Genomic DNA, 21,038 nt, shown 5'->3' on the forward strand with positions numbered 1-21,038 from the left:
CGTCTCTCCTGCATTTCATGCCGTTTTCCCCCAGATGTTTTAAGGTTTTGTTTATCGTTGTCCTCAGCGAATTCCCTTAATTTCTCTTGCAGGACAACTGCCATGAACACATCAACATACAACCGCACTCGCTGGCTGACCTTATTTGGCACCATCGTGACTCAGTTTGCGCTAGGTTCGGTCTATACCTGGAGCCTGTTTAACAGCGCACTTTCCGATAAGCTCGGCGCGCCGGTGAGCCAGGTGGCGTTTTCCTTTGGTTTATTGAGTCTTGGCCTGGCGCTTTCCTCCTCGGTGGCGGGTAAGTTGCAGGAACGTTTTGGTGTTAAGCGTGTCACCATGGCGTCCGGTGTTTTGTTGGGTGTGGGTTTTTTCCTGACGGCACACTCCAGCAACCTGATGATGCTGTGGCTGAGCGCCGGCGTGCTGGTGGGGCTGGCAGACGGTGCGGGTTATCTGCTGACGCTGTCAAACTGTGTGAAATGGTTCCCGGAACGCAAGGGGTTAATCTCCGCCTTTGCTATCGGGTCTTATGGCCTGGGCAGCCTCGGCTTCAAATTTATCGATTCGCATCTTCTGGCCTCCGTGGGTCTTGAGAAGACCTTCATGATCTGGGGCGTTATCGTGCTGGTGATGATCCTGTTCGGGGCGACGCTGATGAAAGATGCGCCTCAGCAGGAAGTGAAATCCGTCAATGGGGTGATGGAAAATGACTTCACCCTGGCGCAGTCCATGCGTAAACCACAGTATTGGATGCTGGCAGTCATGTTCCTGACGGCCTGCATGAGTGGTCTGTACGTGATTGGCGTGGCGAAAGATATTGCTCAGGGGATGGTGAAACTCGATGCGCTCACCGCCGCTAACGCGGTAACCGTTATCTCTATCGCTAACCTGTCCGGCCGCCTGGTGCTGGGTATTCTGTCCGATAAAATTGCCCGTATCCGCGTGATCACCATTGGTCAGGTGGTATCGCTGGTGGGGATGGCAGCGCTGCTCTTTGCGCCACTGAATGAAGCGACGTTCTTTGCCGCGATTGCCTGCGTCGCCTTCAACTTTGGCGGCACCATCACCGTATTCCCGTCACTGGTGAGTGAATTCTTTGGCCTGAATAACCTGGCGAAAAACTACGGTGTGATTTACTTAGGTTTTGGTATCGGCAGCATTTGCGGCTCGCTGATTGCCTCACTGTTTGGCGGCTTCTATGTGACCTTCTGCGTCATATTCGCATTACTGATTATTTCGCTGGCACTGTCGACAACGATCCGTCAGCCGCAGCGCGAAGTATTTACCGAAGCACATGCATAATGCATAAGATAAAAAGGCCGGCGTTCCGGCCTTTTTATTGCCTGTAAAACGGAGACTTAGACAAAATTGTCTGCATTCGTATTTGATTTTTTGTAAATAACTGTTCCGATCACATTCTCTGCTGCCACTTTTTCCTTTCCCTGTGGTCTACTGACCACGCTTGTAGACGTTTCTTATAACGATTCCCTGAGCGAATATTTAATCTGTTCACATTTAGTACAAAGGTGGACGGCGTTACTGTCCCTTTTTCCGGGTAGCTTGCATGAAATACATTAAATCGATGGCGCAACAAAAGCTGAGCTTTTTGCTGGCGTTGTACATCGGCCTGTTTATGAATGGCGCAGTGTTTTTCCGTCGGTTTGACGGCTACGCGCAGGATTTTACCGCCTGGAAAGGAATTGCAGCGGTTGTTGAATTGGTCGCTGCTGTACTGGCTACGTTTTGTTTGCTGCGCGTGCTCTCACTGTTTGGGCGACGCGTGTGGCGGGTACTGGCATCATTTGTCGTGTTGTGTTCGGCGGGTGCCAGCTATTACATGACCTTTATGAATGTGGTGATTGGCTACGGCATTATTGCCTCGGTCATGACCACGGATATCGACCTGTCGAAAGAAGTGGTTGGCCTGCACTTTGTGCTCTGGCTGCTGGCGGTCAGTGCATTGCCGCTGCTGCTTATCTGGAGCAACCGCTGCCGCTACACCTTAATACACCAAATTCGCACACCGGGGCAGCGTATCCGTAGCGTCGCGCTGGTGCTGCTGGCTGGGTTGATGGTCTGGGGGCCGATTCGCCTGCTGGAAGTGAAGCAGAAGTATGACGAGCGTACCTCTGGCGTGGATATGCCAAGCTACGGCGGCGTTGTCGCGAACTCTTATCTGCCTTCTAACTGGATCTCTGCGCTGGGGTTGTATGCCTGGGCTCAGGTGGATGAATCCTCCGATAACAAATCGCTGATGAACCCGGCGAAGAAGTTCTCTTACGTGGCCCCGAAAGATATTGATGACACCTATGTTGTCTTTATTATCGGTGAAACGACCCGCTGGGATCACATGGGCATCCTCGGCTATGACCGCAATACCACGCCAAAACTGGCTCAGGAGAAAAACCTGGTTGCCTATCGTGGCTACTCTTGCGATACGGCGACAAAGCTCTCCCTGCGCTGCATGTTCGTGCGTGAGGGCGGGGCAAGCGATAACCCGCAGCGTACGCTCAAGGAACAGAACGTTTTCTCGGTGCTTCGCCAGCTAGGGTTCTCGTCCGATCTTTATGCGATGCAAAGCGAGATGTGGTTCTACAGCAACACGATGGCGCAGAACATTGCCTACCGTGAGCAGATTGGCGCAGAGCCGCGTAACCGTGGCAAGAATGTCGATGACATGCTGCTGATCGACGAGATGAAAAACTCGCTGAACGGCAATCCTGATGGTAAGCACATGATTATTCTGCATACCAAAGGCTCGCACTTTAACTACACCCAGCGCTATCCGCGTAGCTTTGCGAAGTGGACCCCAGAGTGTGTCGGGGTGGATAAAGACTGTACCAAAGAGCAGTTGATTAACTCCTTCGATAACTCGGTGTCCTACGTTGACCACTTTATTGATAGCGTGATTGACCAGGTGCGTGATAAGAAAGCGATTGTGTTCTATGCCGCTGACCATGGTGAATCCATCAATGAGTTTGAGCACCTGCACGGTACGCCGCGCAAGATGGCACCACCGGAGCAGTTCCGCGTACCAATGATGGTGTGGATGTCTGATAAGTATCTGGAAGACCCGGAGAAAGCGAAGATGTTTGCGCATCTGAAAACAGAGGCGGAAATGAAGGTGCCGCGTCGTCACGTTGAGCTGTACGACACCATTTTGGGCTGCCTGGGGTATACCTCACCTGACGGTGGCATCAACGAAAATAACAACTGGTGTAAACTCCCCGATAGCACCGCAAAAGCCGCACAATAGCTCCTCTGGCGAGTTTCTCGCCAGTTGAATGGCTTTTTTAATTTAGGGGATTGACGGGGGCGTACCTCAGCAGTAAGATGCGCTCCGCATTCGGCGAGTAGCGCAGCTTGGTAGCGCAACTGGTTTGGGACCAGTGGGTCGGAGGTTCGAATCCTCTCTCGCCGACCACATTCGAAACCCTGCTCTTAGAGCAGGGTTTTTTGCATCTGAAGCTTATGAGGATGAGAATCTCCGGGGAAGGAGGTTCGACTCTCGCGAAGCGAGAGAACGTTGCTTTAGCAACGGCCCGAAGGGCGAGCCACGCAGTGGCGAGTCATCCTCTCTCGCCGACCACATTCTGAAAAGGGCTAACCACAAGGTTAGCCCTTTTTGCATTAGCGGGTTATTCATCCCGATTGTCTAAAACGCCCCTTATCCCTGCTTCAACCTGCCTGTTAACGATTTTGTGACATAATCCATTGTATTTTTTTATATATAGATTGATCTTTTTTCGCGTTGCTTATGGATAACCTCAGCATTTTTCGCTGTGCGTTTTAACGTTCGCGGAATTTAGTGCTCAGATAATCACCATTCTGCAAGAAAATTTACCCAATCTGAATAAAAGTTAATCACTGGATGTTGCAGAATATGAAGATATTTGTGCTGCAACATAGCGAGTAGCATAAATTTCCCTGCTGAAAACTGGCTTCTAAAGTTTTTTTAATCTTTGTTTGCGGTTTCTCACACTCAGCGTAAATCCCCGTCACCTGTATTGACGTTTTCACATTCTGTTGACAGATTGTAGGGCACGAGGGGCATTTCAGGGAGGATCTGCGCTGCAACTCAAAGGCTCTTCTGAAAGGATTCTCCATCCCTTTAACGCCTTCGGGCATCACCGACCGGACCGGGTAAAAAATAAATAAAGGTCAGGCGGCGTAACACAACAAAGCAAAACATCACATTGGAGCAGAATAATGAGTATTTCCTTGAAGAAGTCAGGGATGCTGAAGCTTGGTCTGAGCCTGGTGGCTCTCACCGTCGCAGCAAGCGTACAGGCAAAAACCCTGGTTTACTGTTCTGAAGGCTCGCCGGAAGGCTTTAACCCACAGCTCTTTACCTCTGGTACAACGTACGACGCAAGCTCCGTACCAATCTATAACCGTCTGGTTGAATTCAAAACCGGGACTACGGAAGTTATTCCGGGTCTGGCTGAGAAGTGGGAAGTCAGCGAAGACGGCAAAACCTATACCTTCCATTTACGCCAGGGCGTGAAGTGGCAGGACAGCAAAGAATTCAAACCAACGCGCGACTTTAACGCCGATGACGTTGTGTTCTCTTTCGATCGTCAGAAAAACGCTCAGAACCCGTACCACAAAGTGTCTGGCGGCAGCTATGAATACTTCGAAGGGATGGGTCTGCCGGATCTGATCTCTGAAGTGAAAAAAGTTGACGATAAAACCGTTCAGTTCGTGCTGACCCGCCCGGAAGCACCATTCCTGGCTGACCTGGCAATGGACTTCGCGTCTATTCTGTCTAAAGAATACGCGGACAACATGCTGAAAGCGGGCACCCCGGAGAAAGTAGACCTGGATCCAATCGGTACTGGCCCATTCCAGCTGCTGCAATACCAGAAAGATTCTCGCATTCTGTATAAAGCGTTCCCGGGCTACTGGGGTACTAAACCTCAGATCGACCGTCTGGTGTTCTCCATCACCCCTGACGCCTCTGTGCGTTACGCAAAACTGCAGAAAAACGAGTGCCAGGTTATGCCATACCCGAACCCGGCTGATATCGCGCGTATGAAGCAGGATAAAAACATCAACCTGCTGGAGCAGGCTGGCCTGAACGTGGGCTATCTCTCCTTCAACACCGAGAAAAAACCGTTTGATGACGTGAAAGTACGTCAGGCGCTGACTTACGCAGTGAACAAAGAAGCGATCATCAAAGCGGTTTATCAGGGTGCAGGCGTTGCCGCTAAGAACCTGATCCCACCAACAATGTGGGGCTACAACGACGACGTTAAAGACTACACCTACGATCCTGAGAAAGCGAAAGCGCTGCTGAAAGAAGCAGGCCAGGATAAAGGCTTTACCGTTGAGCTGTGGGCGATGCCAGTACAGCGTCCGTACAACCCGAACGCACGCCGTATGGCTGAAATGGTTCAGGCTGACTGGGCTAAGATCGGCGTTCAGGCCAAGATTGTGACCTACGAGTGGGGCGAGTATCTGAAACGCGCCAAAGCGGGTGAGCATCAGGCTGTGATGATGGGCTGGACCGGCGACAATGGGGATCCAGACAACTTCTTCGCAACCCTGTTCAGCTGCGCTGCGGCGAAAGACGGTTCCAACTACTCTCGCTGGTGCTACAAGCCGTTTGAAGACCTGATTCAGCCGGCGCGTGCGACCGACGATCACAACAAACGTATTGAACTGTACAAACAAGCTCAGGTTGTTATGCACGATCAGGCTCCGGCTCTGATTGTTGCTCACTCCACCGTGTACGAGCCAGTGCGTAAAGAAGTGAAAGGCTACGTGGTTGATCCACTGGGCAAACACCACTTCGAAAACGTATCTGTTGAATAATTAAAAGCAACGCCAGGCGGCGCTGCGCCTGCACTGGCCTACGGTATGTAGGCCGGGTAAGCGTAGTGCCACCCGGCAGCAGTGCTTTATTCCCTCTCTGAAAGGGGAGGGAATAAGATTTGTGAGCAATACAGACGTCACGCTTTTTGCCGTGCGTCATCAGAGAGAATCCGGGTTATGTTGCAGTTCATCCTCCGACGTCTGGGACTTGTTATCCCCACGTTTATCGGTATCACTCTTCTCACTTTTGCCTTCGTTCATATGATCCCCGGCGACCCGGTAATGATTATGGCGGGCGAGCGTGGTATTTCCCCTGAACGCCATGCCCAGTTGCTGGCTGAGCTTGGTCTGAACAAGCCGCTGTGGCAGCAATACCTCAACTATATCTGGGGTGTGTTGCACGGTGACTTAGGTATTTCGCTGAAAAGCCGTCTTCCGGTGTGGGACGAGTTCGTGCCGCGTTTTAAAGCGACGCTGGAACTTGGTGTCTGCGCCATGATTTTTGCCACTGCGGTGGGTATTCCCGTCGGTGTACTGGCTGCCGTTAAGCGTGGTTCTATTTTCGATCATACCGCTGTTGGTCTGGCGCTGACCGGCTACTCCATGCCTATCTTCTGGTGGGGCATGATGCTGATTATGCTGGTGTCGGTGCAGTGGAACCTGACGCCGGTTTCCGGGCGTGTCAGCGATATGGTCTTCCTTGATGACTCCAACCCGTTGACCGGCTTTATGCTGATCGATACGGCCATCTGGGGTGAACCAGGTAACTTTATCGATGCAGTGGCCCACATGATCCTGCCTGCAATGGTGCTGGGCACCATTCCTCTGGCGGTTATCGTGCGTATGACCCGCTCATCGATGCTGGAAGTGCTGGGCGAGGACTACATCCGTACTGCCCGCGCGAAAGGCCTGACCCGGATGCGCGTCATCATCGTTCATGCGCTGCGTAACGCAATGCTGCCGGTCGTTACCGTTATCGGTTTGCAGGTCGGGACGTTGCTGGCAGGGGCGATCCTGACCGAGACCATCTTCTCCTGGCCGGGACTTGGACGCTGGCTGATTGATGCGCTGCAACGCCGTGACTATCCGGTGGTGCAGGGCGGTGTGCTGCTGGTTGCGACGATGATTATCCTCGTCAACCTGCTGGTCGATTTGCTGTACGGCGTGGTGAACCCGCGTATTCGTCATAAGAAGTAAGGGGCCATCATGTCACAGGTTTCTGAAAACAAAGTTGTCGCTGCACCGGTTCCAATGACACCGTTGCAGGAGTTCTGGCACTACTTCAAACGCAATAAAGGCGCAGTGGTGGGGCTGGTCTATGTATCCATCATGATCCTGATTGCGGTGTTTGCGAACGTGCTTGCACCGTATAACCCGGCGGATCAGTTCCGTGATGCGCTGCTTGCTCCTCCTGCCTGGCAGGATGGCGGTAGCCTGGCGCACCTGCTGGGCACTGACGACGTGGGCCGCGATGTGCTGTCGCGTCTGATGTACGGCGCACGCCTGTCGCTGCTGGTAGGCTGCCTGGTGGTGGTGCTGTCGCTGATCATGGGTATCGTTCTGGGTCTGATCGCAGGCTACTTCGGCGGTATCGTTGATAACATCATCATGCGCATTGTCGACATCATGCTGGCGCTGCCAAGCCTGCTTCTGGCACTGGTTCTGGTTGCGATATTCGGCCCGTCGATAGGTAACGCAGCGCTTGCGCTGACATTTGTGGCACTGCCTCACTACGTGCGATTAACGCGCGCGGCGGTGCTGGTGGAAGTGCATCGCGACTACGTTACCGCTTCTCGCGTCGCGGGCGCCGGCGCAATGCGTCAGATGTTCGTTAATATTTTCCCGAACTGCCTTGCGCCGCTGATTGTTCAGGCGTCGCTCGGTTTCTCTAACGCCATTCTCGATATGGCCGCTCTTGGCTTCCTTGGCATGGGTGCGCAGCCGCCTACACCGGAGTGGGGCACTATGCTCTCCGACGTGTTGCAGTTCGCACAAAGCGCCTGGTGGGTCGTCACCTTCCCGGGTCTGGCGATTCTGCTGACGGTGCTGGCATTTAACCTGATGGGTGATGGTCTGCGTGATGCACTTGATCCCAAACTGAAGCAGTAAGAGGCACGAGATGGCGTTATTAAATGTAGATAAATTATCGGTGCACTTCGGCGACGAAGGCACACCGTTTCGCGCCGTGGACCGTATCAGCTACAGCGTAAATCAGGGCGAAGTGGTCGGCATTGTAGGGGAGTCAGGTTCCGGTAAATCGGTCAGCTCGCTGGCAATTATGGGGTTGATTGACTATCCGGGCCGCGTGATGGCCGAAAGCCTGGAGTTTAACGGGCAGGATCTGAAGCGCATTTCTGAGAAGCAGCGCCGCCAGCTGGTCGGTGCTGAAGTGGCGATGATCTTCCAGGACCCGATGACCAGCCTTAACCCATGCTACACCGTCGGTTTCCAGATTATGGAAGCGATTAAGGTACATCAGGGTGGTAACAAGAAAACCCGTCGTCAGCGTGCCATCGACCTGTTAACTCAGGTGGGGATCCCCGATCCGGGTTCACGTCTGGACGTGTATCCGCACCAGCTTTCCGGCGGTATGAGCCAGCGCGTTATGATTGCGATGGCCATTGCCTGTCGACCAAAACTGCTGATTGCCGATGAACCGACAACGGCGCTGGACGTGACCATCCAGGCACAAATCATCGAACTGCTGCTGGAGTTGCAGCAGAAAGAGAACATGGCGCTGGTATTGATCACTCATGACCTGGCGCTGGTGGCTGAAGCGGCACACAAAATTATTGTGATGTATGCCGGGCAGGTTGTGGAAACGGGCGCGGCGAACGACATCTTCCGTGCGCCACGTCATCCATATACGCAGGCTCTGCTGCGTGCGCTGCCGGAGTTTGCGCAGGACAAAGCGCGTCTGGCGTCATTGCCGGGTGTTGTTCCAGGCAAATATGACCGTCCGCAGGGCTGCCTGCTGAACCCGCGCTGCCCGTACGCAACGGACAAATGCCGCACCGAGGAGCCAGAACTTGCCTTGCTGGGTGACGGCCGTCAGTCCAAATGTCACTACCCACTCGATGATGCCGGGAGGCCAACACTATGAGTACGCAACAGGCCGCCACGCAACAACTGCTGTTGCAGGCCATCGACCTGAAAAAACACTACCCGGTGAAGAAGGGGCTGTTCGCACCTGAGCGCCTGGTAAAAGCGCTTGATGGCGTATCGTTCACCCTGGAGCGTGGTAAAACGCTGGCGGTGGTGGGTGAGTCCGGCTGCGGGAAATCCACGCTGGGCCGCTTGCTGACGATGATCGAAACGCCTACCGGTGGTGAGCTTTACTATCAGGGCCAGGATCTGCTCAAGCACGATCCGCAGGCGCAGAAGCTGCGTCGCCAGAAAATCCAGATTGTGTTCCAGAACCCGTACGGTTCGCTGAACCCGCGTAAGAAAGTGGGGCAGATCCTTGAAGAGCCTCTGCTGATTAACACCAGCCTGAGCAAAGAACAGCGTCGTGAAAAAGCGCTGGCGATGATGGCGAAAGTCGGGCTTAAAACCGAGCACTACGATCGTTACCCGCACATGTTCTCTGGCGGCCAGCGTCAGCGTATCGCTATCGCCCGTGGTCTGATGCTGGACCCGGATGTGGTGATTGCCGATGAACCAGTATCGGCCCTCGACGTTTCCGTTCGCGCCCAGGTGCTTAACCTGATGATGGACTTACAGCAGGAGCTGGGGCTGTCGTACGTGTTTATTTCGCATGACCTGTCCGTTGTTGAGCATATTGCGGATGAAGTGATGGTGATGTATCTGGGGCGGTGTGTCGAGAAGGGGACGAAAGATCAGATCTTTAATAACCCTCGTCATCCGTATACTCAGGCGCTGTTGTCCGCCACACCGCGTCTGAACCCTGACGACCGCCGCGAACGTATTAAGCTGACCGGCGAGCTGCCAAGCCCGCTGAACCCGCCTCCGGGATGTGCATTCAACGCCCGTTGTCGTCGTCGCTTCGGCCCTTGCACACAGTTGCAGCCGCAGCTGAAAGACTACGGTGGTCAACTGGTGGCGTGCTTTGCCGTCGACCAGGATGAAAACGGCGAAAAGCCGCACGCGTAATGCAAAAACAAAAAACCGGCGATTATCGCCGGTTTTTTTATGTCTGCTTAACGCTTATTTCCGCAGGCGGATCTGGTCGACCGCGTGCTTCTCGCTCTTGGTGAGGATCAGGCTCGCGCGCTCGCGGGTCGGCAGAATGTTCTCTTTCAGGTTCACGTAGTTGATCTCATTCCACAGCCCCGTTGCCACACTGATGGCCTCTTCTTCAGAGAGCTGAGCGTAGTTGTGGAAGTAGGAGTCAGGATCGGTGAACGCCCCTTCACGGAATTTCAGGAAGCGGTTGATATACCAGCTTTGCAGCAAATCTTCCGGCGCATCGACATAAATAGAGAAATCGACAAAGTCGGAGACGAATACGTGGTGGGGGTCGTGCGGATAGTCCATGCCGCTTTGCAGCACATTTAATCCTTCCAGAATCAGGATATCCGGCTGAACCACCGTTTTGTCACCATCCGGGATGCGGTCATAAATCAGGTGCGAGTAAACCGGTGCGGTCACGTTTGGCGCGCCTGATTTCAGATCGGAGACGAATTTAACCAGTCGGTGCATATCATAAGAAAGAGGGAAGCCCTTCTTCTTCATCAGACCGCGTTCTTTTAACACTTCATTCGGGTGCAAAAAGCCGTCTGTGGTGATCAGCTCTACGCTGCGATGCTCAGGCCAGCGGCTCAGCAGCGCCTGCAATACGCGCGCGGTGGTGCTTTTACCGACGGCAACGCTACCCGCAATACTGATGATATAAGGAATACGCTGGCCGTTAGTCCCAAGGAACTGCTCCAGCACTGCCTGGCGTCGTAAATTGGAACTGATATAGAAGTTAAGCAATCGAGATAATGGTAAATAGATTTCTGCCACTTCTTCCAGCGACAGGTCTTCATTTATCCCTTTTAACCGCGCTATCTCACCTTCCGTCAACGTCATAGGGACGGAATCGCGCAGGGCAGCCCACTGGCTGCGGTTAAAGTGAAGATAAGGCGTCATTAACGTTTGCTCTTTTTTGCTCATAAGCATGTTTCAGTGAGCCAGCAACAAAACAGCCGGGTCGTGGCTCTTCACACAGTTAATTTTGGACAATGGGCAGGAGGTTAACACCAGATGACAGGAATAATAAGAAAAAATATAGGGAAGCACTGCTTTACGCGGGAGCCATCACGGTACGCTATATACGGTGTAAATCATGTATTCATGCTGGATTTTTAACCGTGAGTGGGTGAATTTACAGCGTTTAGACCTTCTTTCGAATAAAATGTGAGCGAAAGAACGTTTTATGCAATTTTTTAGTTGCATGACTGCTCATGTCTCCATAGAATGCGCGCTACTTGATGCCGACTTAGCTCAGTAGGTAGAGCAACTGACTTGTAATCAGTAGGTCACCAGTTCGATTCCGGTAGTCGGCACCATCAAGTCCGGTGGGGTTCCCGAGCGGCCAAAGGGAGCAGACTGTAAATCTGCCGTCACAGACTTCGAAGGTTCGAATCCTTCCCCCACCACCACTTTCTGGCAGCGTAAATGCCGCCGGAGCTGGTTAGAAAAATTAATCAGCTCAAACATGAAAAGAGAGAAATCTCTTTTTTTGTTACAGAAAGAACTGGGTAGCCGAGTTTCAGGATGCGGGCATCGTATAATGGCTATTACCTCAGCCTTCCAAGCTGATGATGCGGGTTCGATTCCCGCTGCCCGCTCCAATACGTGCTGATATGGCTCAGTTGGTAGAGCGCACCCTTGGTAAGGGTGAGGTCCCCAGTTCGACTCTGGGTATCAGCACCACTTCACTTCTCCCTCCCGTTTCTCTCTGTTTCAATTTAAATGTATTCAACAGTTCAGGCATTTCGCCTGGTTGATGTGGTGATATCACCGATTTATCCGTGTCTTAGAGGGACAATCGATGTCTAAAGAAAAGTTTGAACGTACAAAACCGCACGTTAACGTCGGTACTATCGGCCACGTTGACCATGGTAAAACAACGCTGACCGCTGCAATCACCACCGTTCTGGCTAAAACCTACGGTGGTTCTGCTCGCGCATTCGACCAGATCGATAACGCACCAGAAGAAAAAGCTCGTGGTATCACCATCAACACTTCCCACGTTGAATACGACACCCCGACTCGCCACTACGCACACGTAGACTGCCCAGGCCACGCCGACTATGTTAAAAACATGATCACCGGTGCTGCGCAGATGGACGGCGCGATCCTGGTAGTTGCTGCGACTGACGGCCCAATGCCTCAGACTCGTGAGCACATCCTGCTGGGTCGTCAGGTAGGCGTTCCTTTCATCATCGTGTTCCTGAACAAATGCGACATGGTTGATGACGAAGAGCTGCTGGAACTGGTAGAAATGGAAGTTCGTGAACTTCTGTCTCAGTACGATTTCCCAGGCGACGACACCCCAATCGTTCGTGGTTCAGCTCTGAAAGCGCTGGAAGGCGAAGCAGAGTGGGAAGCGAAAATCATCGAACTGGCTGGCTTCCTGGATTCTTACATCCCAGAACCAGAGCGTGCGATTGACAAGCCATTCCTGCTGCCAATCGAAGACGTATTCTCCATCTCCGGTCGTGGTACCGTTGTTACCGGTCGTGTAGAGCGCGGTATCATCAAAGTTGGTGAAGAAGTTGAAATCGTTGGTATCAAAGAGACTGCGAAGTCTACCTGTACTGGCGTTGAAATGTTCCGCAAACTGCTGGACGAAGGCCGTGCTGGTGAGAACGTTGGTGTTCTGCTGCGTGGTATCAAACGTGAAGAAATCGAACGTGGTCAGGTTCTGGCGAAGCCAGGCTCAATCAAGCCACACACCAAGTTCGAATCTGAAGTGTACATCCTGTCCAAAGACGAAGGCGGCCGTCATACTCCGTTCTTCAAAGGCTACCGTCCACAGTTCTACTTCCGTACAACTGACGTGACCGGTACCATCGAACTGCCAGAAGGCGTAGAGATGGTAATGCCAGGCGACAACATCAAGATGGTTGTGACTCTGATCCACCCAATCGCGATGGACGACGGTCTGCGTTTCGCAATCCGTGAAGGCGGCCGTACCGTTGGCGCGGGCGTTGTTGCTAAAGTTCTCGGCTAATCGCTGATAACATTTGACGCAATGCGCATGAAAAGGGCATCATTTGATGCCCTTTTTGCACGCTTTCACATCAGAACCTGGCTCATCAGTGATTATTTTTGTCATAATCATTGCTGAGACAGGCTCTGCAGAGAGCGTATAATCTCTAAAGGGATTAAGCGTTTCGATTTGGCTCGCCTCGCAATCGCGGGGTGAAATTATTTGTAGAATTCTTCTTACAGGTTGGTTTATGAGTGCGAATACCGAAGCTCAAGGGAGCGGGCGCGGCCTGGAAGCGATGAAGTGGGTCGCTGTTGCCGTGCTGCTGATTGTGGCAATCGTTGGCAACTATCTTTATCGTGACATGATGCTGCCGCTGCGTGCGCTGGCAGTGGTGATTCTGATTGCTGCAGCGGGCGGTGTCGCGCTGTTAACGACTAAAGGTAAAGCAACCGTTGCTTTCGCGCGCGAAGCACGTACCGAAGTTCGCAAGGTTATTTGGCCGACCCGTCAGGAAACATTGCATACCACTCTGATTGTGGCTGCAGTGACTGCGGTAATGTCACTGATCCTTTGGGGACTGGATGGTATTCTGGTTCGCCTGGTATCCTTTATCACTGGCCTGAGGTTCTAAGATGTCTGAAGCCCCTAAAAAGCGTTGGTACGTCGTTCAGGCGTTTTCCGGTTTTGAAGGCCGCGTAGCAACATCGCTGCGTGAGCATATCAAATTACACAATATGGAAGAGTTGTTTGGCGAAGTGATGGTTCCGACCGAAGAAGTGGTCGAGATCCGTGGTGGCCAGCGTCGCAAAAGCGAGCGTAAATTCTTCCCGGGCTACGTGCTGGTTCAGATGGTTATGAACGACGCGAGCTGGCACCTGGTGCGCAGCGTACCGCGTGTGATGGGCTTTATCGGCGGCACGTCTGACCGTCCGGCGCCAATCAGCGACAAAGAAGTTGATGCGATTATGAACCGCCTGCAACAGGTTGGTGATAAGCCGCGTCCGAAAACGCTGTTTGAACCGGGTGAAATGGTTCGTGTTAATGACGGTCCGTTTGCTGACTTTAATGGCGTGGTTGAAGAAGTGGATTACGAGAAGTCCCGCCTGAAAGTTTCCGTTTCTATCTTCGGTCGTGCGACCCCGGTAGAACTGGACTTTGCCCAGGTAGAAAAAGCCTAAGCAGCGATCAAAAAAGCGGCGATTTAATCGTTGCACAGGGCGCGAGATTGGAATACAATTTCGCGCCTTTTGTTTTTATGGGCCACGCCCGTAAAACGATTTTTACATCACGGGGAGCTTCTCTGAAGCGCTATCACCCAATTTGAGGATTTTAGAATGGCTAAGAAAGTACAAGCCTACGTCAAGCTGCAGGTTGCAGCTGGTATGGCGAACCCAAGTCCACCAGTTGGTCCAGCTCTGGGTCAGCAGGGTGTTAACATCATGGAATTCTGTAAAGCGTTCAACGCCAAAACTGAATCCCTGGAAAAAGGTCTGCCAATTCCAGTCGTAATCACTGTTTACGCTGACCGTTCTTTCACTTTCGTTACCAAAACCCCTCCAGCAGCAGTTCTGCTGAAGAAAGCGGCTGGTATCAAGTCTGGTTCCGGTAAACCGAACAAAGACAAAGTGGGTAAAATTTCCCGCGCTCAGCTGCAGGAAATCGCGCAGACCAAAGCTGCCGACATGACTGGTGCCGACATTGAAGCGATGACTCGCTCCATCGAAGGTACTGCACGTTCCATGGGCCTGGTAGTGGAGGACTAAGAAATGGCTAAACTGACCAAGCGCATGTCCGTGATCCGTGACAAAGTTGATGCGACCAAACAGTACGACATCAACGAAGCTATCGCTCTGCTGAAAGAACTGGCTACTGCTAAGTTCGTTGAAAGCGTTGACGTTGCTGTTAACCTGGGCATCGATGCTCGTAAATCTGATCAGAACGTTCGTGGTGCAACTGTACTGCCACACGGTACTGGCCGTTCCGTTCGCGTAGCTGTATTTGCTCAGGGTGCAAACGCTGAAGCTGCTAAAGCTGCTGGCGCTGAACTGGTAGGTATGGAAGATCTGGCTGATCAGATCAAGAAAGGCGAAATGAACTTTGACGTTGTTATTGCTTCCCCGGATGCAATGCGCGTTGTTGGCCAGCTGGGCCAGGTTCTGGGTCCACGCGGCCTGATGCCAAACCCGAAAGTTGGTACTGTAACTCCTAACGTTGCTGAAGCTGTTAAGAACGCTAAAGCAGGTCAGGTTCGTTACCGTAACGACAAAAACGGCATCATCCACACCACCATCGGTAAAGTGGACTTTGACGCTGACAAACTGAAAGAAAACCTGGAATCTCTGCTGGTTGCGCTGAAAAAAGCTAAACCAACTCAGGCTAAAGGCGTGTACATCAAGAAAGTTAGCATCTCCACCACCATGGGTGCAGGTGTTGCAGTTGACCAGGCTGGCCTGAGCGCTGCTGCAAACTAATGCCTTTACGTGGGCGGTGATTTTGTCTACAATCTTACCCCCACGTTTGCTAACGAAAGTTAGCGGCTAAAAGATTTGTTCGTTGGAGCCTGGCCTAATCCAGGCCTCCGTCGAAGACCGCAGGTGTTTCGCAAGAGACTTAATCCCCTGCGTAGACGGTGACAGAACGCTAAGATTATTTTTTGATACTCTGGCTTGTTTCTGCTCACCGTATTAAGACGCTCTTCCCGTTGGGTTGAGTGAAGTGAGTTCCGGAACATGTGTTCCGGCAAACATCCAGGAGCAAAGCTAATGGCTTTAAATCTTCAAGACAAACAAGCGATTGTTGCTGAAGTCAGCGAAGTAGCCAAAGGCGCGCTGTCTGCAGTAGTTGCGGATTCCCGTGGCGTTACTGTAGACAAAATGACTGAACTGCGTAAAGCAGGTCGTGAAGCTGGCGTATACATGCGTGTTGTTCGTAACACCCTGCTGCGTCGCGTAGTTGAAGGTACTCAGTTCGAGTGCCTGAAAGACACGTTTGTTGGTCCGACCCTGATTGCATACTCTTTGGAACACCCGGGCGCTGCTGCTCGTCTGTTCAAAGAGTTCGCGAAAGCGAATGCAAAATTTGAGGTCAAAGCTGCAGCCTTTGAAGGTGAGTTGATCACGGCATCGAACATCGATCGCCTGGCAACCCTGCCGACCTACGAAGAAGCAATTGCACGCCTGATGGCAACCATGAAAGAAGCTTCGGCTGGCAAACTGGTTCGCACTCTGGCTGCTGTTCGCGATGCGAAAGAAGCTGCTTAATAGCAGTTATCTTTATAAAGCATTCGCTTACGTATAAACTTATTCTGATTTTCAGGAACAATTTAAATGTCTATCACTAAAGATCAAATCATTGAAGCAGTTGCAGCTATGTCCGTAATGGACGTTGTAGAACTGATTTCTGCAATGGAAGAAAAATTCGGTGTTTCTGCTGCTGCTGCTGTAGCTGTAGCTGCTGGCCCGGCTGAAGCTGCTGAAGAAAAAACTGAATTCGACGTAATTCTGAAAGCTGCTGGCGCTAACAAAGTTGCTGTTATCAAAGCAGTACGCGGCGCAACTGGCCTGGGTCTGAAAGAAGCTAAAGACCTGGTAGAATCTGCTCCAGCTGCGCTGAAAGAAGGCGTGAGCAAAGACGACGCAGAAGCACTGAAAAAATCTCTGGAAGAAGCTGGCGCTGAAGTTGAAGTTAAATAAGCCAACTTTTCTGGTTGCAGCCTAAGCAATTAGGCTGATGGCTGGTGACTTTTTAGTCACCAGCCTTTTTGCGCTGTAAGGCATCAGTAGCATTTCACACTGTTTGACTGCTGATTGTCCTGACAATGCTTGTTTCTATCGACGCCTTAATATACTGCGACAGGGTGCTCGCTCTGTGTAAATCGCAACGAAATGGTTTAAGCGTGATAGCAACAGGTATTGCGGAAAGTATTCAATTTTCCGATCAACAAAATGGTGTTGCACAAACTGTCCCTTCGTCGGACAGATGGGTCGACTTGTCAGCGAGCTGAGGAACCCTAATGGTTTACTCCTATACCGAGAAAAAACGTATTCGTAAGGATTTTGGTAAACGTCCACAAGTTCTGGATATACCTTATCTCCTTTCTATCCAGCTTGACTCGTTCCAGAAGTTTATCGAGCAAGATCCTGAAGGGCAGTATGGTCTGGAAGCAGCTTTCCGTTCCGTATTCCCGATTAAAAGCTATAGCGGTAATTCTGAGCTGCAATACGTCAGCTACCGCCTTGGCGAACCGGTGTTTGACGTTCAGGAATGTCAGATCCGTGGCGTGACCTATTCCGCACCGCTGCGCGTAAAACTGCGTCTGGTGATTTACGAGCGCGAAGCGCCGGAAGGCACCGTTAAGGACATTAAAGAACAAGAAGTCTACATGGGTGAAATTCCACTCATGACGGACAACGGTACTTTCGTTATCAACGGTACTGAGCGTGTTATCGTTTCCCAGCTGCATCGTAGCCCGGGTGTCTTCTTCGACAGCGATAAAGGTAAAACACACTCTTCCGGTAAAGTACTGTATAACGCGCGCATCATTCCTTACCGTGGTTCCTGGCTGGACTTCGAGTTCGATCCAAAAGACAACCTGTTTGTCCGTATCGACCGTCGTCGTAAACTGCCAGCCACCATCATTTTGCGTGCGCTGCAATACACCACAGAACAGATCCTGGACCTGTTCTTCGAGAAAGTGATCTTTGAAATCCGCGACAACAAGCTGCAAATGGAGCTGGTGCCGGAACGTCTGCGTGGTGAGACCGCGTCGTTCGACATCGAAGCCAACGGCAAAGTGTATGTGGAAAAAGGTCGCCGTATCACTGCGCGCCATATCCGTCAGCTGGAAAAAGATGATATCAAACACATCGAAGTTCCGGTTGAATACATTGCTGGAAAAGTGGTCGCGAAAGATTACGTTGACGAGTCAACGGGTGAGCTGATCTGCGCAGCGAACATGGAGCTGAGCCTGGATCTGCTGGCTAAGCTGAGCCAGTCTGGCCACAAACGTATCGAAACGCTGTTCACCAACGATCTGGACCACGGCGCGTATATTTCTGAGACTATTCGCGTCGACCCAACCACCGATCGTCTGAGCGCGCTGGTAGAAATCTACCGTATGATGCGTCCTGGTGAGCCACCAACTCGCGAAGCGGCTGAAAGCCTGTTCGAGAACCTGTTCTTCTCCGAAGACCGCTATGACCTGTCTGCGGTTGGTCGTATGAAGTTCAACCGTTCTCTGCTGCGCGACGAAATCGAAGGTTCCGGTATCCTGAGCAAAGACGACATCATCGAAGTGATGAAGAAGCTCATCGATATCCGTAACGGCAAAGGCGAAGTGGACGATATCGACCACCTCGGCAACCGTCGTATCCGTTCCGTAGGCGAAATGGCGGAAAACCAATTCCGTGTTGGCCTGGTACGTGTTGAGCGTGCGGTGAAAGAGCGTCTGTCTCTGGGCGATCTGGATACCCTGATGCCTCAGGATATGATCAACGCCAAACCGATTTCCGCAGCAGTGAAAGAGTTCTTCGGTTCCAGCCAGCTGTCTCAGTTTATGGACCAGAACAACCCGCTGTCTGAGATTACGCACAAACGTCGTATCTCTGCACTCGGCCCAGGCGGTCTGACCCGTGAACGTGCAGGCTTTGAAGTTCGAGACGTACACCCGACTCACTACGGTCGCGTATGTCCAATCGAAACGCCTGAAGGTCCAAACATCGGTCTGATCAACTCCCTGTCCGTGTACGCTCAGACTAACGAATATGGCTTCCTCGAGACGCCGTACCGTAAAGTGACTGACGGTGTTGTAACCGACGAAATTCACTACCTGTCTGCTATCGAGGAAGGCAACTACGTTATCGCTCAGGCGAACTCCAACCTGGATGACGAAGGCCACTTTGTAGAAGATCTGGTTACCTGCCGTAGCAAAGGCGAATCCAGCTTGTTCAGCCGCGACCAGGTTGACTACATGGACGTATCCACCCAGCAGGTGGTATCCGTCGGTGCGTCCCTGATCCCGTTCCTGGAACACGATGACGCCAACCGTGCATTGATGGGTGCGAACATGCAACGTCAGGCCGTTCCAACTCTGCGCGCTGATAAGCCGCTGGTTGGTACCGGTATGGAACGTGCTGTTGCCGTTGACTCCGGTGTTACTGCGGTTGCTAAACGTGGCGGTACTGTTCAGTACGTGGATGCTTCCCGTATCGTTATCAAAGTTAACGAAGACGAGATGTACCCAGGTGAAGCAGGTATCGACATCTATAACCTGACCAAGTACACCCGTTCTAACCAGAACACCTGTATCAACCAGATGCCATGTGTGTCTCTGGGTGAGCCAATTGAGCGCGGCGACGTGCTGGCAGATGGCCCGTCTACCGACCTCGGTGAACTGGCGCTCGGTCAGAACATGCGCGTAGCGTTCATGCCGTGGAACGGTTACAACTTCGAAGACTCCATCCTCGTCTCCGAGCGTGTGGTTCAGGAAGATCGTTTCACCACCATCCACATTCAGGAACTGGCATGTGTGTCCCGTGACACCAAGCTGGGGCCAGAAGAGATCACTGCTGATATCCCTAACGTGGGTGAAGCTGCGCTCTCCAAACTGGATGAATCCGGTATTGTTTACATCGGTGCGGAAGTGACCGGCGGCGACATTCTGGTTGGTAAGGTAACACCTAAAGGTGAAACCCAGCTGACGCCAGAAGAGAAACTGCTGCGTGCTATCTTCGGTGAGAAAGCGTCTGACGTTAAAGACTCTTCCCTGCGCGTACCAAACGGTGTTTCCGGTACGGTTATCGACGTTCAGGTCTTCACCCGTGATGGCGTAGAGAAAGACAAACGCGCGCTGGAAATCGAAGAAATGCAGCTCAAACAGGCTAAGAAAGACCTGTCTGAAGAACTGCAAATCCTCGAAGCGGGTCTGTTCAGCCGTATCTATGCGGTGCTGGTTGCCGGTGGTGTTGAAGCTGAGAAGCTCGACAAACTGCCTCGCGATCGCTGGCTGGAACTGGGCCTGACCGACGAAGAGAAACAAAATCAGCTGGAACAGCTGGCTGAGCAGTATGACGAACTGAAACACGAGTTCGAGAAAAAGCTCGAAGCGAAACGCCGTAAAATCACTCAGGGCGACGATCTAGCACCAGGCGTGCTGAAGATTGTTAAGGTGTATCTGGCTGTTAAACGTCAGATCCAGCCTGGTGATAAGATGGCAGGTCGTCACGGTAACAAGGGTGTTATCTCTAAGATCAACCCGATCGAAGATATGCCACACGATGCTAACGGTACGCCGGTAGATATCGTACTGAACCCGCTGGGCGTACCATCTCGTATGAACATCGGTCAGATCCTCGAAACCCACCTGGGTATGGCTGCGAAAGGTATCGGCGAGAAAATCAACGCCATGCTGAAACAGCAGCAAGAAGTCGCGAAACTGCGCGAGTTCATCCAGCGTGCGTACGATCTGGGTACTGACGTTCGTCAGAAAGTCGACCTGAACACCTTCAGCGATGATGAAGTTCTGCGTCTGGCGGAAAACCTGCGTAAGGGTATGCCGATCGCAACGCCAGTATTCGACGGTGCAAAAGAGTCTGAAATTAAGGAACTGTTACAGCTGGGTGGCCTGCCGACTTCCGGTCAGATCACACTGTTCGACGGTCGTACCGGTGAGCAATTCGAGCGCCAGGTTACCGTTGGCTACATGTACATGCTGAAACTGAACCACCTGGTTGATGACAAAATGCACGCGCGTTCTACCGGTTCTTACAGCCTGGTTACTCAGCAGCCGCTGGGTGGTAAGGCTCAGTTCGGTGGTCAGCGCTTCGGTGAGATGGAAGTGTGGGCGCTGGAAGCATATGGCGCAGCATACACCCTGCAAGAAATGCTTACCGTTAAGTCTGATGACGTGAACGGCCGTACGAAGATGTATAAAAACATCGTGGACGGCAACCATCAGATGGAACCAGGTATGCCGGAATCCTTCAACGTACTGTTGAAAGAGATCCGTTCTCTGGGTATCAACATCGAGCTGGAAGACGAGTAACTCTCGCTCAAA

16 protein-coding genes, 5 tRNA genes and 1 other RNA gene are annotated in these 21,038 nt (G+C 52.1%); 21 read left to right on the forward strand and 1 reads right to left on the reverse strand.

Going from position 1 to position 21,038, the window contains the following annotated elements; all coding sequences use genetic code 11:
• The first annotated feature begins 102 nt into the window (after positions 1-102).
• From N1249_RS00955 to dppF, 9 genes are all read left to right on the forward strand, one after another.
• Positions 103-1,305: an MFS transporter gene (locus tag N1249_RS00955; protein ID WP_259833842.1), complete on the forward strand. Its 1,203-nt coding sequence runs from the start codon at positions 103-105 to the stop codon at positions 1,303-1,305.
• A gap of 262 nt (positions 1,306-1,567) precedes the next feature.
• Entirely contained in the window at positions 1,568-3,259 is a 1,692-nt protein-coding gene (eptB, locus tag N1249_RS00960; protein WP_259833844.1) for a kdo(2)-lipid A phosphoethanolamine 7''-transferase, read from the forward strand.
• A gap of 91 nt (positions 3,260-3,350) precedes the next feature.
• A tRNA-Pro gene (locus N1249_RS00965) sits at positions 3,351-3,427 on the forward strand.
• A 33-nt stretch (positions 3,428-3,460) separates the two neighbouring features.
• A non-coding RNA gene (locus N1249_RS00970) (RtT sRNA) lies at positions 3,461-3,592 on the forward strand.
• Positions 3,593-4,212: 620 nt separating this feature from the next.
• Positions 4,213-5,820 (forward strand): dipeptide ABC transporter periplasmic-binding protein DppA, encoded by a 1,608-nt coding sequence (gene dppA, locus N1249_RS00975; RefSeq protein WP_014068442.1) that lies wholly within the window; start codon positions 4,213-4,215, stop codon positions 5,818-5,820.
• A 177-nt stretch (positions 5,821-5,997) separates the two neighbouring features.
• Positions 5,998-7,017 carry a dipeptide ABC transporter permease DppB gene (gene dppB / locus N1249_RS00980; RefSeq protein WP_014068443.1) on the forward strand — a complete coding sequence of 340 codons (1,020 nt, stop codon included), beginning with the start codon at positions 5,998-6,000 and terminating at the stop codon, positions 7,015-7,017.
• Positions 7,018-7,026: 9 nt separating this feature from the next.
• Positions 7,027-7,929, forward strand: a complete 903-nt coding sequence (gene dppC, locus N1249_RS00985) for a dipeptide ABC transporter permease DppC (protein ID WP_259833849.1) — start codon at positions 7,027-7,029, stop codon at positions 7,927-7,929.
• Between the two features lie 10 nt (positions 7,930-7,939).
• Positions 7,940-8,923 (forward strand): dipeptide ABC transporter ATP-binding protein, encoded by a 984-nt coding sequence (dppD, locus tag N1249_RS00990; protein ID WP_014068445.1) that lies wholly within the window; start codon positions 7,940-7,942, stop codon positions 8,921-8,923.
• Positions 8,920-9,933, forward strand: a complete 1,014-nt coding sequence (dppF, locus tag N1249_RS00995) for a dipeptide ABC transporter ATP-binding subunit DppF (RefSeq protein ID WP_259833853.1) — start codon at positions 8,920-8,922, stop codon at positions 9,931-9,933. The genes dppD and dppF overlap by 4 nt, the downstream gene beginning before the upstream one ends.
• A gap of 54 nt (positions 9,934-9,987) precedes the next feature.
• On the opposite strand, the gene coaA is transcribed toward dppF, so the two are convergent.
• Positions 9,988-10,938 (reverse strand): type I pantothenate kinase, encoded by a 951-nt coding sequence (gene coaA, locus N1249_RS01000; RefSeq protein WP_259833856.1) that lies wholly within the window; start codon positions 10,936-10,938, stop codon positions 9,988-9,990.
• Positions 10,939-11,257: 319 nt separating this feature from the next.
• Here coaA and N1249_RS01005 point away from each other — a divergent pair.
• The 12 genes from N1249_RS01005 (at position 11,258) to rpoB (ending at position 21,026) form a co-directional block, all read left to right on the forward strand.
• Positions 11,258-11,333 (forward strand) — tRNA-Thr (locus N1249_RS01005).
• 8 nt (positions 11,334-11,341) lie between these two features.
• Positions 11,342-11,426 (forward strand) — tRNA-Tyr (locus tag N1249_RS01010).
• Positions 11,427-11,543: 117 nt separating this feature from the next.
• Positions 11,544-11,618: transfer RNA gene (locus N1249_RS01015), tRNA-Gly, on the forward strand.
• Positions 11,619-11,624: 6 nt separating this feature from the next.
• Positions 11,625-11,700 (forward strand) — tRNA-Thr (locus N1249_RS01020).
• A 118-nt stretch (positions 11,701-11,818) separates the two neighbouring features.
• Complete coding sequence (gene tuf / locus N1249_RS01025) at positions 11,819-13,003, forward strand: elongation factor Tu (protein WP_014068448.1); 1,185 nt, start codon at positions 11,819-11,821, stop codon at positions 13,001-13,003.
• 229 nt (positions 13,004-13,232) lie between these two features.
• The gene (gene secE / locus N1249_RS01030) at positions 13,233-13,616 is read left to right on the forward strand and encodes a preprotein translocase subunit SecE (RefSeq protein WP_014068449.1); all 384 of its coding nucleotides are present in this window, start codon (positions 13,233-13,235) and stop codon (positions 13,614-13,616) included.
• 1 nt (position 13,617) lies between these two features.
• Entirely contained in the window at positions 13,618-14,163 is a 546-nt protein-coding gene (gene nusG / locus N1249_RS01035; protein WP_003862341.1) for a transcription termination/antitermination protein NusG, read from the forward strand.
• Positions 14,164-14,319: 156 nt separating this feature from the next.
• On the forward strand, positions 14,320-14,748 hold the full coding sequence (rplK, locus tag N1249_RS01040; protein ID WP_008503452.1) for a 50S ribosomal protein L11: 429 nt from the start codon (positions 14,320-14,322) through the stop codon (positions 14,746-14,748).
• A gap of 3 nt (positions 14,749-14,751) precedes the next feature.
• The gene (gene rplA / locus N1249_RS01045; protein WP_006176745.1) at positions 14,752-15,456 is read left to right on the forward strand and encodes a 50S ribosomal protein L1; all 705 of its coding nucleotides are present in this window, start codon (positions 14,752-14,754) and stop codon (positions 15,454-15,456) included.
• Positions 15,457-15,747: 291 nt separating this feature from the next.
• The gene (gene rplJ, locus N1249_RS01050) at positions 15,748-16,245 is read left to right on the forward strand and encodes a 50S ribosomal protein L10 (RefSeq protein ID WP_259833857.1); all 498 of its coding nucleotides are present in this window, start codon (positions 15,748-15,750) and stop codon (positions 16,243-16,245) included.
• 66 nt (positions 16,246-16,311) lie between these two features.
• Entirely contained in the window at positions 16,312-16,677 is a 366-nt protein-coding gene (gene rplL, locus N1249_RS01055; protein ID WP_006176746.1) for a 50S ribosomal protein L7/L12, read from the forward strand.
• 320 nt (positions 16,678-16,997) lie between these two features.
• Positions 16,998-21,026: a DNA-directed RNA polymerase subunit beta gene (gene rpoB / locus N1249_RS01060; protein ID WP_259833858.1), complete on the forward strand. Its 4,029-nt coding sequence runs from the start codon at positions 16,998-17,000 to the stop codon at positions 21,024-21,026.
• The last annotated feature ends 12 nt before the right edge of the window (positions 21,027-21,038 follow it).

It is taken from the genome of Enterobacter sp. CP102, from assembly GCF_025152625.1.
In the GTDB taxonomy this organism is placed as follows: Bacteria; Pseudomonadota; Gammaproteobacteria; order Enterobacterales; family Enterobacteriaceae; genus Enterobacter; species Enterobacter soli.